This window comes from Rouxiella silvae, assembly GCF_002093625.1.
GTDB lineage: Bacteria > Pseudomonadota > Gammaproteobacteria > Enterobacterales > Enterobacteriaceae > Rouxiella > Rouxiella silvae.
Window position 1 is genome coordinate 1 of record NZ_MRWD01000059.1, and the last position, 14,477, is coordinate 14,477.

14 protein-coding genes are annotated in these 14,477 nt (G+C 48.9%); 10 read left to right on the top strand and 4 right to left on the bottom strand.

The window, feature by feature from the left end:
• The first annotated feature begins 269 nt into the window (after positions 1-269).
• The 9 genes from arnB to BS639_RS20100 all read left to right on the top strand — a co-directional run bounded on the left by arnB (position 270) and on the right by BS639_RS20100 (position 9,309).
• Positions 270-1,409 carry a UDP-4-amino-4-deoxy-L-arabinose aminotransferase gene (gene arnB / locus BS639_RS20060; RefSeq protein ID WP_055770114.1) on the top strand — a complete coding sequence of 380 codons (1,140 nt, stop codon included), beginning with the start codon at positions 270-272 and terminating at the stop codon, positions 1,407-1,409.
• 3 nt (positions 1,410-1,412) lie between these two features.
• Positions 1,413-2,399 (top strand): undecaprenyl-phosphate 4-deoxy-4-formamido-L-arabinose transferase, encoded by a 987-nt coding sequence (arnC, locus tag BS639_RS20065; protein WP_055770116.1) that lies wholly within the window; start codon positions 1,413-1,415, stop codon positions 2,397-2,399.
• Positions 2,399-4,381, top strand: a complete 1,983-nt coding sequence (arnA, locus tag BS639_RS20070; RefSeq protein WP_084984129.1) for a bifunctional UDP-4-amino-4-deoxy-L-arabinose formyltransferase/UDP-glucuronic acid oxidase ArnA — start codon at positions 2,399-2,401, stop codon at positions 4,379-4,381. Before arnC ends, arnA begins: the two co-directional genes overlap by 1 nt.
• A 13-nt stretch (positions 4,382-4,394) precedes the next feature.
• Positions 4,395-5,294 (top strand): 4-deoxy-4-formamido-L-arabinose-phosphoundecaprenol deformylase, encoded by a 900-nt coding sequence (gene arnD, locus BS639_RS20075; protein WP_084984145.1) that lies wholly within the window; start codon positions 4,395-4,397, stop codon positions 5,292-5,294.
• The gene (arnT, locus tag BS639_RS20080; protein ID WP_084984130.1) at positions 5,295-6,962 is read left to right on the top strand and encodes a lipid IV(A) 4-amino-4-deoxy-L-arabinosyltransferase; all 1,668 of its coding nucleotides are present in this window, start codon (positions 5,295-5,297) and stop codon (positions 6,960-6,962) included. It abuts the gene before it with no gap.
• Positions 6,959-7,303: a 4-amino-4-deoxy-L-arabinose-phosphoundecaprenol flippase subunit ArnE gene (arnE, locus tag BS639_RS20085; protein ID WP_084984131.1), complete on the top strand. Its 345-nt coding sequence runs from the start codon at positions 6,959-6,961 to the stop codon at positions 7,301-7,303. The genes arnT and arnE overlap by 4 nt, the downstream gene beginning before the upstream one ends.
• On the top strand, positions 7,300-7,692 hold the full coding sequence (gene arnF, locus BS639_RS20090) for a 4-amino-4-deoxy-L-arabinose-phosphoundecaprenol flippase subunit ArnF (protein WP_084984132.1): 393 nt from the start codon (positions 7,300-7,302) through the stop codon (positions 7,690-7,692). The genes arnE and arnF overlap by 4 nt, the downstream gene beginning before the upstream one ends.
• Positions 7,693-7,798: 106 nt before the next feature.
• Positions 7,799-8,278, top strand: a complete 480-nt coding sequence (locus BS639_RS20095) for an NlpC/P60 family protein (protein ID WP_084984133.1) — start codon at positions 7,799-7,801, stop codon at positions 8,276-8,278.
• A 17-nt stretch (positions 8,279-8,295) separates the two neighbouring features.
• Positions 8,296-9,309 (top strand): lipoate--protein ligase, encoded by a 1,014-nt coding sequence (locus BS639_RS20100; RefSeq protein ID WP_084984134.1) that lies wholly within the window; start codon positions 8,296-8,298, stop codon positions 9,307-9,309.
• Between the two features lie 40 nt (positions 9,310-9,349).
• Here the strand turns inward: BS639_RS20100 and BS639_RS20105 are convergent, their stop codons facing one another.
• The gene (locus tag BS639_RS20105) at positions 9,350-9,790 is read right to left on the bottom strand and encodes a GNAT family N-acetyltransferase (RefSeq protein WP_084984135.1); all 441 of its coding nucleotides are present in this window, start codon (positions 9,788-9,790) and stop codon (positions 9,350-9,352) included.
• Between the two features lie 207 nt (positions 9,791-9,997).
• Here BS639_RS20105 and BS639_RS20110 point away from each other — a divergent pair, with 207 nt between their 5' ends.
• Positions 9,998-10,315 carry a PTS lactose/cellobiose transporter subunit IIA gene (locus BS639_RS20110; protein ID WP_055770139.1) on the top strand — a complete coding sequence of 106 codons (318 nt, stop codon included), beginning with the start codon at positions 9,998-10,000 and terminating at the stop codon, positions 10,313-10,315.
• A gap of 205 nt (positions 10,316-10,520) precedes the next feature.
• Here BS639_RS20110 and BS639_RS20115 read toward each other — a convergent pair whose 3' ends face one another.
• The 3 genes from BS639_RS20115 to BS639_RS20125 form a co-directional block, all read right to left on the bottom strand.
• A complete protein-coding gene (locus BS639_RS20115) occupies positions 10,521-12,137 on the bottom strand; it encodes a carbohydrate porin (RefSeq protein ID WP_084984136.1) in 1,617 nt (538 codons plus the stop codon).
• 110 nt (positions 12,138-12,247) lie between these two features.
• The gene (locus BS639_RS20120; protein ID WP_084984137.1) at positions 12,248-13,132 is read right to left on the bottom strand and encodes an ROK family protein; all 885 of its coding nucleotides are present in this window, start codon (positions 13,130-13,132) and stop codon (positions 12,248-12,250) included.
• A 14-nt stretch (positions 13,133-13,146) separates the two neighbouring features.
• On the bottom strand, positions 13,147-14,472 hold the full coding sequence (locus tag BS639_RS20125) for a PTS sugar transporter subunit IIC (RefSeq protein WP_055770149.1): 1,326 nt from the start codon (positions 14,470-14,472) through the stop codon (positions 13,147-13,149).
• Between the last annotated feature and the right edge of the window lie 5 nt (positions 14,473-14,477).

The following is a 14,477-nucleotide window of genomic DNA, read 5'->3' on the forward strand; positions in this document are numbered from 1 at the left end:
AGTTAGTGTGCATTGTCACCTCTGAAAGCTTGCAAGGATTGCCAGCATCGCCTCTTTAGTTGATTTACAACAATGAATTAGCTAATAGCCTGTAAACAATTCTTTTCTCTCAGAATGCTTGAATATCCTTAATGTTAAATTAAGCTTAAACAACAATAATATTGCCATTGTTTATAGGGTGGCGTTTACTCTACGTTAAATAAACAGACGATACAGTTTGCCCTGACCACATGCCCTTTTTGCCGTCCTTAAATTACAGGATATGCTACATGGATAACTTTTTACCCTTCTCCCGTCCTTCAATGGGAGATGAAGAAATCAAAGCTGTTGAGCAAGTATTACGCTCTGGATGGATTACCACCGGACCGCAGACTCATCAGTTGGAGCAGGATTTTTCAGCGGCATTTGGCTGTAAACACGCCATAGCGGTGAGTTCTGCGACAGGGGGTATGCATGTAACGCTGATGGCGTTGGGAATAGGCCCGGGTGATGAAGTCATTACGCCTTCTCAAACGTGGGTTTCTACCCTGAACATGATTGTACTGCTTGGCGCCGAGCCGGTAATGATCGATGTAGACCCGAACACCCTGATGGTCCGTCCTGAAGACGTTGCCGCAGCCATTACCCCCAAAACCAAAGCCATTATTCCCGTGCACTATGCGGGTGCCTCGCTGGATCTCGACCCGCTTTATGCGCTGGCCGAAAAACATAATATCCCGCTGATTGAAGACGCTGCCCACGCGGCAGGGACGCAGTATCGCGGTCGCTGGATTGGCGCGCAGGGCACGGCGGTATTCTCATTCCACGCCATCAAGAATATGACCTGTGCCGAAGGCGGTCTGGTTGCCACCGACGACGATGAGCTGGCGGCCAAGGTCCGTGCCTTGAAATTCCACGGTCTGGCGGTTGACGCTTTTGACCGTCAGGTTCAGGGCCGACGCCCGCAGGCCGAAGTCATTGAACCAGGCTTTAAATATAATCTTTCTGATATTCACGCCGCGATTGCCGTTGTGCAGTTGAAGCGTTTACCCGAAATGAATGCCAGACGTGCAGAGTTGGCCAACCTGTATCTTGAAAAGCTACAGGGCACGCCGTTCCTGCCAATGCAGGTGCCGGCCTATCCTCATTTGCACACCTGGCATCTGTTCATGATCCGCGTGGATGAAGAACGCTGCGGTATCAGTCGTGACCAGTTGATGGAGCGTCTGAAAGAGCTTGGGATCGGCACGGGACTTCACTTCCGCGCGGCCCACACCCAAAAATACTATCGTGAACGTTACCCTGACTTGTCACTGCCAGACAGCGAGTGGAACACTGCGCGCCTGTGCAGTTTACCTTTATTCCCTGACATGCAGGACAGTGACGTTGACCGCGTTGTTGACGCGCTTAAATCCCTGCTGGAGAAGTAAGTAGTGGCTCAGTTTGAAGTAATTAAAAAAGTTTCCGTGGTGATACCGGTATTCAATGAGGAAGACAGCCTTCCAATACTGATTTCTCGTACCGTTGCCGCGTGCCGCAAGCTCGCACAGCCGTTTGAAATCATCCTGATTGATGACGGCAGCACTGACAATTCAGCTCAAATGCTGACTGAGTATGCTGAACAGCCTGAAAACTGCGTCATCGCGGTATTGCTTAACCGTAACTACGGGCAGCACTCGGCCATTATGGCCGGTTTTAATCAGGTCAGCGGTGACTTGGTTATCACTCTCGACGCTGATTTGCAGAACCCGCCGGAAGAAATACCGCGCCTGGTGCTCAAAGCGGAAGAAGGATACGACGTGGTGGGCACCGTGCGTGCCAATCGCCGTGACACCTGGTTCCGTAAAAGTGCTTCGAAGGTCATCAATATGATGATCCAGCGCGCCACCGGTAAATCGATGGGCGACTACGGCTGCATGCTGCGTGCCTATCGTCGCCATATTATTGAGGCGATGCTGCACTGCCACGAGCGCAGTACGTTTATTCCCATTCTGGCCAATACCTTTGCGCGTAAAACGGTTGAGATCCCGGTACAGCACGCCGAGCGCGAGTTTGGTGATTCAAAATACAGCCTGATGAAGCTGGTCAATCTGATGTTTGACCTGATCACCTGTTTAACCACCACGCCGTTGAGAATGCTCAGCGTTGTCGGCAGTTTTATTGCCCTGTTCGGCTTCGTGCTGGCGTTAGTGTTGATTCTAATGCGCGTTATTTTGGGCCCCGAATGGGCAGCAGAGGGCGTGTTCACGCTGTTTGCACTGTTATTTATGTTTATAGGTGCGCAATTTGTCGGGATGGGACTGCTGGGTGAATACATCGGTCGTATCTATAACGACGTGCGCGCGCGTCCACGCTATTTTGTTCAAAAAGTCATCGGTGCAAAGCCCGTTGATGTCGATACAGATCAGGAAAATAAATAATGAAAGCGATTGTTTTTGCCTACCATGATATTGGTTGCGTTGGCTTAAAAGCTCTGGTTGAAGCAGGCTATGACGTTCAGGCTGTGTTTACCCATACCGATTCACCTGACGAAAATAACTTTTTCGCTTCGGTAGCTCGCACGGGTGCCGAACTGAATTTACCGGTTTATGCACCGGAAGATGTAAATCATCCGCTTTGGTTAAATCGCATTCGCGACCTGCAACCGGACGTTATCTTCTCCTTCTACTACCGCAATATGTTGAGCGAAGAGCTGTTGGCTCTGGCCCCGCAGGGTGGTTTTAACCTGCACGGCTCGCTGTTGCCTCATTATCGCGGTCGCGCGCCGGTTAACTGGGCGTTGGTAAACGGCGAAACTGAAACGGGCGTTACACTGCACAAAATGGTTAAGCGCCCGGATGCCGGCGACATTGTTGGTCAGAAAGCCGTCAGTATCGACGCACAGGACACCGCATTAACGCTGCATGGTAAAGTGCGCGAAGCAGCTCAGGCGTTGCTGAAAGCACAACTTCCTTCCATGCTTGAGGGCGATTTCACCTTAACACCGCAGGACGAGTCGAAGGCCAGCTACTTCGGTCGCCGCACTGCCGCCGACGGTGAAATTCACTGGCAAAAGTCTGCTACCCAAATCAATAACCTGATCCGTGCAGTGACCGAACCTTATCCTGGCGCATTCAGCTTCCTGGGTGAGCGTAAGATGGTTATCTGGCGCGCGCGCGTGCTGGAACAGGCTCATGACAAGCAGCCAGGCACCGTGTTAAGCAGTGACCCGCTGGTGATAGCCTGTGGTGAAGGTGCACTGGAAATCGTTGCCGGTCAGAACGAATCCGGGCTTTATGTGCAGGGAACCCGTCTGGCAAGCGAAATGGGTATTATGCCAAACGTTCGCCTCTCTCCGCGCCCTACGGCGGTAATGAAGCGCCGTACTCGCGTACTGATTTTAGGCGTTAACGGCTTTATCGGTAACCACCTCAGCGAGCGCCTGCTGCGCGATGGCAACTACGAAATTTACGGTCTGGATATCAGTTCAGATGCCATCAGCCGCTTCATGGGCAATCCTAATTTCCACTTTGTTGAAGGTGATATCAGCATTCACTCCGAGTGGATTGAATATCACATCAAGAAATGTGACGTTGTGCTGCCGCTGGTGGCAATCGCTACGCCGATTGAATACACCCGTAATCCACTGCGCGTGTTTGAGCTGGACTTCGAAGAGAACCTTAAGATCGTTCGCGACTGCGTTAAATACAAAAAACGCATCATCTTCCCATCCACCTCCGAAGTTTACGGTATGTGTGATGACAAAGAGTTTGATGAAGATAGCTCACGTCTGATTGTCGGTCCTATCAACAAACAGCGCTGGATCTATTCGGTTTCCAAGCAGCTGCTTGACCGCGTTATTTGGGCTTACGGCGCTAAAGAAGGCCTGCGCTTTACGCTGTTCCGTCCGTTTAACTGGATGGGGCCTCGTCTGGACAACCTCGATGCTGCACGTATCGGCAGCTCGCGCGCCATTACTCAGTTGATCCTCAATCTGGTTGAAGGTTCACCGATTAAGCTGATTGACGGCGGCGAGCAGAAACGCTGCTTTACCGATATCAACGACGGCGTCGAAGCGTTGTTCCGCATTATCGAGAACAAAGACAGCCTGTGTGATGGACAAATCATTAACATTGGTAACCCAACCAACGAAGCCAGTATCCGTGAATTGGCTGAAATGCTGCTGAAAAGCTTTGAAGCGCATCCGCTGCGTGACCAGTTCCCGCCGTTTGCTGGTTTCAAAATGGTTGAGAGCAGTGCCTATTACGGTAAAGGATATCAGGACGTTGAGCACCGCACGCCGAGCATCAAGAACGCGCGCCGCCTGCTGAACTGGCAGCCTGAAGTCAGCATGGATAAAACGGTAGATGCAACGCTGGACTTCTTCCTGCGCACCGTAGAATCACCTGCCGAGAAAGGATAAGGCTTTGACCGAAATGAAAAAAGTAGGCCTGAGAATTGATGTAGATACCTGGAGCGGCACCCAAAAAGGGGTTCCTGAGTTGTTAAGGCTTCTGGATAAGCATCAAATCAAAGGCAGTTTCTTTTTCAGCGTTGGGCCTGACAACATGGGGCGCCATTTATGGCGCCTTTTGCGTCCCCGTTTTTTGTGGAAGATGTTGCGTTCGAATGCGGCGTCGCTCTACGGAATGGATATCCTGATTGCCGGCACTGCCTGGCCTGGCAAGCTGATCGCTAAAGCGTTTGCGCCATTAATGAAGCAGACTGCTGATGCCGGTCACGAGATAGGGTTGCACGCCTGGGATCATCAAGGGTGGCAGGCCAAAGTTGAAAAATGGACGCCGGCGCAGCTCGAGCAGCAGGTTCGCAAAGGCCTCACCGCGCTGGAAAACAGTATAGGTCGTCCGGTTGACTGTTCTGCCGTAGCCGGATGGCGCGGTGACCAACGTGTTATTGATGTTAAAGAAAAATTTAACTTTCGCTATAACAGCGACTGCCGCGGTACGGCACCGTTTCTCCCGCTTTTAGCCAATGGACAGCCGGGAACTGTGCAAATACCGGTGACCTTACCCACCTATGATGAAGTGATTGGTACGCAGGTTAAGACCGAAGGTTTTAACGATTTCATCCTCGACGCCATTGCGCGCGATGAAGGCGTGCCGGTATATACCATTCATGCCGAGGTTGAGGGCATGTCACTGTCTGCCATGTTCGATCAATTACTGACACGAGCAGGGCAGCAGGGGATCAAATTTTGTCCACTGGGTGAGTTATTGCCCGCTGACTGTAAAACGTTACCTACCGGTCGCGTAGTGCGTTCAGCGTTTCCTGGTCGGGAAGGGTGGTTAGGCTGCCAGCAGAAAGGATTAGACTGAATGTCGAACAGTATTAAACGCGCTTACGGTTTTATGTTGCTGTTGTTTTTTGTGCTGATTTATTTGGTGCCTTTGGATTTACGTTCACTTTGGCAACCTGATGAAACGCGTTATGCAGAAATCAGCCGCGAAATGCTTCAGCGGGGAGACTGGATAGTCCCCCACTTTATGGGGCTGCGTTATTTCGAAAAGCCAGTTGCGGGCTATTGGTTCAATAATATCGGCCAGATGATTTTTGGCCATTCTAACTTCGCTGTCCGCTTTGGTTCCGTGTTCTCAACGGCAATGAGTGCACTGCTGGTGTTCTGGCTAGCGAACCTAATGTGGCGCAATCGCACTAAGGCTTACACGGCCACGCTGATTTATCTCTCCTGTGCGCTGGTTTTCGGCATAGGTACTTACAGCGTACTGGACCCCATGATCACGCTGTGGATGACGGCGGCGATGGTCAGCACCTACTTTTGTTTGCGGGTTAACTCGACAAAAGCGAAAGCGTTGAGCTGGATAGCGTTGGGCCTGGCCTGCGGTATGGGCTTTATGACCAAAGGCTTTTTGGCACTCGCAGTGCCGGTTATTGCCGTTTTACCTATCGTCTGGCGCGAAAAACGCTTCAAAACTCTGTTCGGCTGGGGGCCTCTGGCCATAGTAAGCGCCGTGGCAATCAGTCTGCCGTGGGTCATTGCGATTGCACAGCGCGAGCCGGATTTCTGGCGCTATTTCTTTTGGGTTGAGCATATTCAGCGCTTCGCTGAAAAAAATGCCCAGCACAGTGCGCCTTTCTGGTACTACATTCCGGTGCTCTTGCTGGGCACACTGCCGTGGCTGGCGTTAGTACCAGGCGCCTTGGCCAGCGGATGGAAGAAAAGAGTGCTGCGTCCCGAGCTATTTTTCCTGCTCAGCTGGGCGATTATGCCGCTTATTTTCTTCAGCATTGCCAAAGGAAAATTGCCGACCTATATTCTGCCTTGCTTTGCTCCGCTCGCGCTGCTGATGGCCGACTATTTTGAACAGGTCCGTCAATCGGTTAATTCACGGGTGCTCAAGGCCAACGGCATCATCAACATCCTGTTTGGGGTGGTGGGCATTATTGTACTGCTGGTGGTATCGGGGCTGTTCCCGCTTCACGTTAAGCCAATTTACACCCGCGTAGAATTATACAAACTTCTCATCGCTTTGCTGTGTTTCGCCGTCTGGGGGCTTGCCGGAGCGTTAAGTATGACGCTGCCGCGACGCTGGTATTGGGCTGCTGCCTGTCCGCTGGTGCTTTCGCTGCTGATTGGACAAGCTATCCCACAAAAGGTGGTTGACTCCAAACAGCCGCAGGAATTTATCCTGCAGAATATCCAGACTCTACAGCAGAGCAAATATGTGCTGAGTGACGACGTCGGCTTTGCGGCTGCGCTGGGTTGGGAGCTTGAACGCAGCGACATTCTGATGTTTGATGAAAAAGGTGAGCTGCAGTACGGGCTGAACTATCCTGATGCAAAAGGTCATTATATCAGTGGCAAAGACTTCCCTTTATGGCTGCTAAAAGCTCGGGAACAGGGTGATGTTTCGGTGGTTATCAAGCTGGATCATGATTTGCAAACCTCCGCAAATCTGCCACCGGCCGACAATGAAATCAGCGCCGGTCGATTTAGGCTGCTGGTGTATAAAAAACTGCCATGATCGGCTATTTGTTGGTTCTGGTCGTTAGCATCCTGACCTGTGCGGGGCAACTTTGTCAGAAAAAAGCCGCACAGGCGGGTCAGCACCAGGTCGCGGGTAACCTGGGGGCGATCCTCCGCTGGCTGATACTCGCCATTTTTCTAATGGGCTGCGGATTATTGCTGTGGCTGCGCGTTTTGCAGCTGCTGCCACTGAGCGTAGCCTACCCGATGCTGAGTCTGAATTTTGTACTCATCACCTTTAGCGCCAACTGGTTTTTTGACGAGGCAATCGACCGCCGGCACTGGATGGGCGTTGCATTTATCATGCTAGGTATTTTGCTAATGGGGTTAAGTACGTGAAGGGACTTGGATGGGGTATCGCTAGCCTGCTTTTGGTGAGCGCAGCGCAGTTGCTGATGAAATGGGGCATGACCCATATGCCAATTTTTTCACTGGATCAGTTTGTTTTTTCGCTAGTTATCAATAATCTGCTGCCCTTTTTCATCGTCTGCTGCGGTATTGCAGGCTATGCATTATCCATGGCTTGCTGGTTCTTTGCTCTGCGTCAAATGCCTCTTAACCGTGCCTACAGTCTGTTGAGCCTGAGTTATGCGCTGGTCTACCTCGGCGCAGTTTGCCTGCCTTGGTTCAACGAAAACGTGCATTGGCTCAAGTCACTCGGTGCGCTTTTCATCCTGTTCGGCGTTTGGCTTATTCACAGTAAACCCGGCGTTCACGCAGAAAAATAATCCCATTCTCAGCCTTCGCCTTTGCAAATATCGCAGATAGTAGTTGGACGGCGGATAAAATAGCGCTAAATTCTTTTAATCCTTAGATAACGGTAAGTTATCCAAAATGCATAACCGTTCAAAAATTCTATATATTTTCTTGGCATTGATGGCGCTGATCCTCAGTGGCTGTAGCAGCCATGCGCCGCCACCGAGCGGTAGAATGGCCAACTCTGCTGTCGTTGTCGCCCAATTGAACGATCAACTGAGCCAGTGGCACGGTACGCCTTATCGCTACGGTGGGTTGAGCCGAGGCGGCATTGACTGCTCAGGCTTCGTTTTCCGCACATTCCGCGATAGATTTGGCGTTATTCTTCCGCGCAGCACCGCGGCGCAAACCGAGGTTGGCACTAAGATTTCGCGTAAAGAGCTGCTTCCTGGCGATCTGGTGTTCTTTAAAACCGGTGCAGGTGAAAACGGTCTCCACGTGGGCATCTATGATTCTGGAAATGAATTCATTCACGCCTCAACCAGTCGAGGCGTGGTGCGATCTTCGCTGGATAACGTTTATTGGCGCAAGGTCTACTGGCAGGCACGCCGAATTTAACTTCAGGACGAACATTTATGACCGCTTTACGTCTTCTGCTTTCCGACTCTTACGATCCGTGGTTTAACTTGGCGGTTGAAGATTGCATCTTTCGCCAAATGACCACTCAGCGCGTGTTGTTCCTGTGGCGAAATGCCGAAACCGTCGTCATCGGCCAAGGGCAAAATCCTTGGAAAGAGTGCAACACTGCTCGCATGGAGCAGGACGGAATTCGACTGGCGCGACGCAGCAGTGGCGGCGGGGCGGTATTTCACGATTTAGGTAATACCTGTTTCACCTTTATGGCCGGTAAACCCGAATACGATAAAAGCGTCTCGACGCAGATAATCCTTAATGCGTTGTCGAGCCTGGGTATTCACGCCAGCGCATCGGGACGTAATGATCTTGTGGCGCTAACCGGCGAGGGGGAGAGAAAAATCTCCGGTTCAGCTTATCGCGAAACGTTGAACAGTGGTTTTCACCACGGCACTCTCCTGTTGCATGCCGATCTCAGTCGATTGGCCAACTATCTCAATCCTGATCCTAAGAAACTGCAGGCCAAGGGCATCACATCGGTCCGCGCTCGGGTGGCTAATCTAAGCGAGTTTGTAAAAGACATCGACCATCAGCAGGTAAGCGAAGCCATTACCGAAGCTTTTTTTGACTGGTACGGTGCACGGGTAGAACCAGAAATTATCTCTCCTGACGTTTTCCCCGACCTACCGGGATTTGCTGAACAGTTTGAGAAACAGAGCAGTTGGCAGTGGAACTTCGGTAAAGCCCCCGCGTTTAGCCACGAACTTAATGAGCGGTTTTCCTGGGGTGGGGTCGATATTCATTTTGACGTTGAAAAAGGGCGCATCAGCCGCGCACAGCTGTTTACCGACAGCCTGAATCCCGAACCGCTTAATCATTTCGCCGATCGGCTGGTTGGCCAAAAGTACCACGCTGACGACGTTATCGTTGCCTGTCAGGCCTCGTGTGCTCAGTTCCCTGATTTTCGTGATGAGTTAGAACAGTTTCAACACTGGATGGTGGGTTGCATCAAATAACAACAGCAGGGCGATTTTATCTCGCCCTGACACGTTCTGTTTAAAATTGGTCTTTTTCAAGACGTATGTCACCTTCACCTATTTCCGTCTCATTTTTCCAGCCTCTACGCCGATAAAACTCTGCTGCACGCGTTGATTTACCTGTTTCCAGCCAAAGGGTGGAATGCTTAATAAAAAGGGCATCCTCAGCTGCCTGAACAAGCTTTTTTCCAATCCCTAAACCTTCATAAGCGGGAAGTACGAAGGCCGCAAAGAGACACCCGTCTTCTGGAATAATCATTGAGAATCCCAAAACGCGTTCTTCTTGCACTGCAACCCAGGCACATGGCGAGGACTCAATCATCTCTTTTATTGAGCTTAGAGTAATGCCCATAGCGTCGAGTTCCTGATAAGTCGTCGTATTTTCATTTACCGAGGTGCGAACGTGAAACAGTTCTTGAACGTCTGATGGCTTAGCTTCTCTTATGAATACGTCCTTCATGGGCTTTACTCCTTTTTATTGAGAACATCAGAATTTTGATAGGGGGATATTATGAAATCAATAGTACATCGTTTTAAATGATGTTTTAAGCACATTCACTGGATAGCGAACAGTACATAATTAAACTTTAGAATTCACTTTAATTATATTAATTTATTTTCGGATGTTATAAGATATTTAATAGTATTAACACAAGGAGAATTAATCATGGAACTAGAAAGTGTTGTTATGGAGCTGATTATTAATGCGGGAGATGCTCGATCTAATTCGATGGAGGCACTGCGTTATGCTCGTCAGCAAAAATGGGATGGGGCGGAAAACGCCTTAAAGGCAGCTACGGATTCTATTCGTGTTGCTCACCATATTCAAACCTCGCTGATAAGTGAGGATGAAGGCTGCGGGAAAATTCCGGTAAATTTAATTATGGTCCATGCGCAAGACCATCTTATGAATGCCATGCTATGCCGTGAATTAGCAGAGGAAATTATTTTTCTTCACAAACAGCTTGCATCAGTCAATAGTTAATAGCTCAACGTGTCAACAATTCCGCACTCATTTTGTCTTCTATAAAAATACCGCCTTATTAATTTACGTGGCTGAGGGTAACCAAGCCTGGGTTCGGTAATACATCGAGCCCAGGCTTATAATATGGGTTGGGTTATAATAACCCTATTAAAGTATAAATTAGGGGAGCATTATAATTACTCCCCATACCCACAATGATTTAAGGTTACCACCAAACTTCAGCCTGGGCGCCAAACGAAATCTGATCACTTTTCCTATCATTAAAGGCAAAGTCATCAATCTGATTTTCTAAGGCTTTAAGATAAGTGGTGTAGAACCGAATTTCTGGTCGTGAGTTCAGCATGCTGGTGCCCACTTTAAAGCTGTGGAACAGCGTCGTTTTAACCCCAGATTCATGATAGCTCATGTCATTGGCCTTATTTATCTGCTTGAACCACGCCAGTTCTACACCCGTCTGGTTGAAATCATTCCAAATATAAGCGGGGCGAACAATAGCGCGCAAACTGTTGAAGTCGGTGTGCTTGCCCGTGTGGTAGTCATATAAATCATTACCCTGGCTGTAAACCAGCGTGTTGGCCATGACAACATCAGGGCGTAGGTACAATTCACCTTGGGTAAATACGCGGAACGCCAGGCCATTACTGTGGTCGCCATAGTAATACACGCCGTTGCCGTAGCTAGGGTTAGCGTCGGAAATATTCATAAATCCGGTGGCGATAGAGTTATTGGCTACCTGGAAGGCAAAGTCACTGCTGCCGCCATTATCATACTTCTGGCGCAGTATTGTGGTACCTAACCAGGCATCTTTGACTTTAAAATACTTGCTGTCATTCTGCTCATGCCGCTGGTCGGTACTATCATTACTGGCATTATAGCGTGCCGCAACTTCCAACGTGGCCTTGTTCCAAAGCGGCACGCTGTGATAGTGCACATCAAACGAGTTGGTATTGACCTCCTGATGCCGGTCACAGTTGGCAGAGCCGTTATTATTGCGGGCACAGACGCGCAAATCTTGACGGTTAAGCGAAAAATCGAACTGTCCAGGGCCAATCGCGAGGTTTTCTATACCAATACCGCCCGCGGAGTTAGCCTGATGAGCCTTCCAGTCGAGCATCTGGATTTCATATTCCTGTATTGCATGCTTACCCACCCATAAGTTTGCCTCAGGGTATCCAGGAACAAAGCCGGTAGTGGTGAGGTATATATCTGAGAACTTCAATAAGTTATCGCTACCATCATTAAACCAGCCATCGCTGTAGTTTTGTCCGACGTTACCATCGAGAGTGACTACCGTTTTTGCCGTTCGCCCGTCCTTGTCATAGACCTTCTGGTTAAAGGTTAGATCAAACCAGCCGCTGTTCTCATTACCAAAGCGACCTAATGAACCGATTGCCCATGACTTAGGGGAACCGTTCGTTGTAGAGGCCCATCCTGCTCGGAAGTAACCGGTATAACTGAAACCAATCTCGTCTTTTATATAGCTACTGATATCCGCCATCGATACGGCCTCGGCACGGGGCTGCGCATTTGACGAAACGCCATTAGCATTTTTAGCAGGAGTCTTTCTTTCAACGATAACGCGGTCATTCTTGGTTAATTTTGTATTCTCATAATTATTAGCCTCAACAGGTTGAGGCGTGTTTTTTTTATATTTAGCCAACTCGTTACGTGTTTCCTGCAACTCCTGCTGATTTTCAGATAACTTTTTTTCCAGTAAACTTAATCTTTGCTCTATGGTGAGTGGCGCAGCATACACATGACTTGTCATGCAGGCTGTCATAATACCCAGTGCAATAACACTCTTCGAATAATGCCCTAACATATCTTTCTCCAGACAGAGGTAAAGTAAGCCAGTTTAATTAAACTGGCTTTTTATTATTGGATTGCTCTAATTACGTAGTGTGTCAATAATATCGCGCTGTTTCTTATTAATTACTGAATGGGATTTTTCTGACATATAAAGTGATAGGTTGCTCCCAATAAACCCGCATCATTTTTATGCGTTGCGCACTGAATAATTGTGTCTCGTTGACCCAGCCACGCCATATGTGATAATAGTTCGTTAATAAAACTGCATCGAGAAGTAATACCCCCGCCAATGAAAATATGAGTAGGGTCAAAAATATTAATCAGATTATATAAACCGGTGCATATATCATCATAAAATGCATTCACTAAACGCAGACATAATGGATTTTGCGCATCATAACCCTCAAATATCTCCTCACCGCTAACCTCTTCCCACGATCGCTGGGTGAACTCAGCATATCTCTCGCGCAGGACTTTCAAGGTGCACACTTTATTCATGGTGGAGTTATTCGGTACTTCAGCTCCCGGCCGTTCACTGAACATATAGCCGAATTCTCCTGCGCGAAAACGACCCCCGCGAATCAGGGAACCGTTGGCATAAATACCGCCACCAATGCCGGTACCAATGGTTAAACAGAGAAAATCCTGTAGGTGCTGTGCACTGCCTAGCCATTTTTCGGCCAGCAGTACGCAGTTAGCATCATTTTCTATACTGACCGGCAAGCCGCTCATCTGCTCCAACCACTGCTTAAGGTTGAAATTATCGAAGTGACGAATGGCGCCACCCATGCTAATCAACCCGCTGTGGGGATTTACATGTCCCGGTGCGCTGACGGCAATACCGCCGCAGTCTGGATTTTTTTTCAGCCAGTCATGCATCTGCTGCAGAATTTGTTTGCCATCGCTATCACCGACGGAGGCAGATTGCTGTTTAATAATCTGGCCATCGGGCGTCACACAGGCCATTTTCAGTGAAGTACCCCCTATGTCGAATGCGGCAATTTTCATTGTTCAACCCTCCATTATTCGGCTTTGCTCGCCGGCACCTGCGCTTTATTAGCCACCATCACGAAGGGCAGATAAATCAGCGTCGAGACCAGTAAACAGAATAGGCCCACTAACAGGGCTAACCAACTTCCTCCCGTGCCTAGGAAGGGGATCAGCGGCCCTGGCGTTGTCCACGGTAAAGCGTATGCCACCGGCGGGATAATATGTAATGAGACAAAGAAATAGCCTATAAGCGAATTTACGGCGGGAACGAGAACGAAAGGGATCACCAGAATAGGGTTCAAGACGATCGGTAAGCCAAAAATGATCGGCTCATTGATATTAAACAGCCCTGGAAAAATCGACAGTTTGGCAATATTACGATAATCGGCACGACGTGAAGCAATAAAAATGGCAAAGATTAACCCAAGCGTCATGCCTGAGCCGCCGTAGTTGGCGAAGGTATCGTAAATGCTGCCCCAGGTTATCGGATATGGGGCACCCCAGGTACTGCCATTTTGAGCCGCATAGGAGAGATTCTCGAGATTGGCCTCCGAGAAAATAGCTTCGCGGATGGCTGCCACGGTATTGGGTCCATGTATCCCCAATACCCAAAGCAGGTTGGTGAACAGCCCAATAATCACCACGGCAAAGATATTAGTCCCCATATGTTTCAGCGGTGATTGAATTAACGTATAAACCAGGTCGTTAATTCCATTGGGTGAAATCAGGCTAATGAGATAGTTAAGAATGGAAAAAATCACCATGACCACAAAAACGGGAATTAATACCTTAAATGAGCGTGATACTGCTGGGGGGACTTGATCAGGCATGGTAATCGTAGCGCGAGGAGAACGGGCGAGGCGGCAAAAAATTTCAGCGGCGAGCAAAGCCACTAAAATAGCAACAAACAGCCCCTGCGCCCCCATATATCGCATAGTCACAAAATTTTGACCATCAATTTCATGATACGGCGTATAAACAATAAAGAAGGCTCCCATTGAGGTTAGCCCACATAATAATTCATCCTGCTTAAATGAAGCAGCAATATTTCTGGCAACTAAAAAAGCGATTAAAATCGCCATAATATTAACTGAGCCCTGCATTACGGGAGAAAATAAGGCCTGGGCATCGGCTAAGTTTGGGAATATTTTACCCAAGAAAAGCATTTTGGCAATAAATCCATCTGGAGACAGTATGGCAAAGTTTATTAATGCAATGAGGGAGCTGGCCATAACCAGAGGGAAGGATAATATAAATGCGTCTCTCACCGCCGAAACCTGGCGTTGAGAATTGAGTTTAATTGCAACGGGAACCAAGACTTTTTCCATTCCTCGTTCCAGAGAGGTCATCATGCTCATCTATT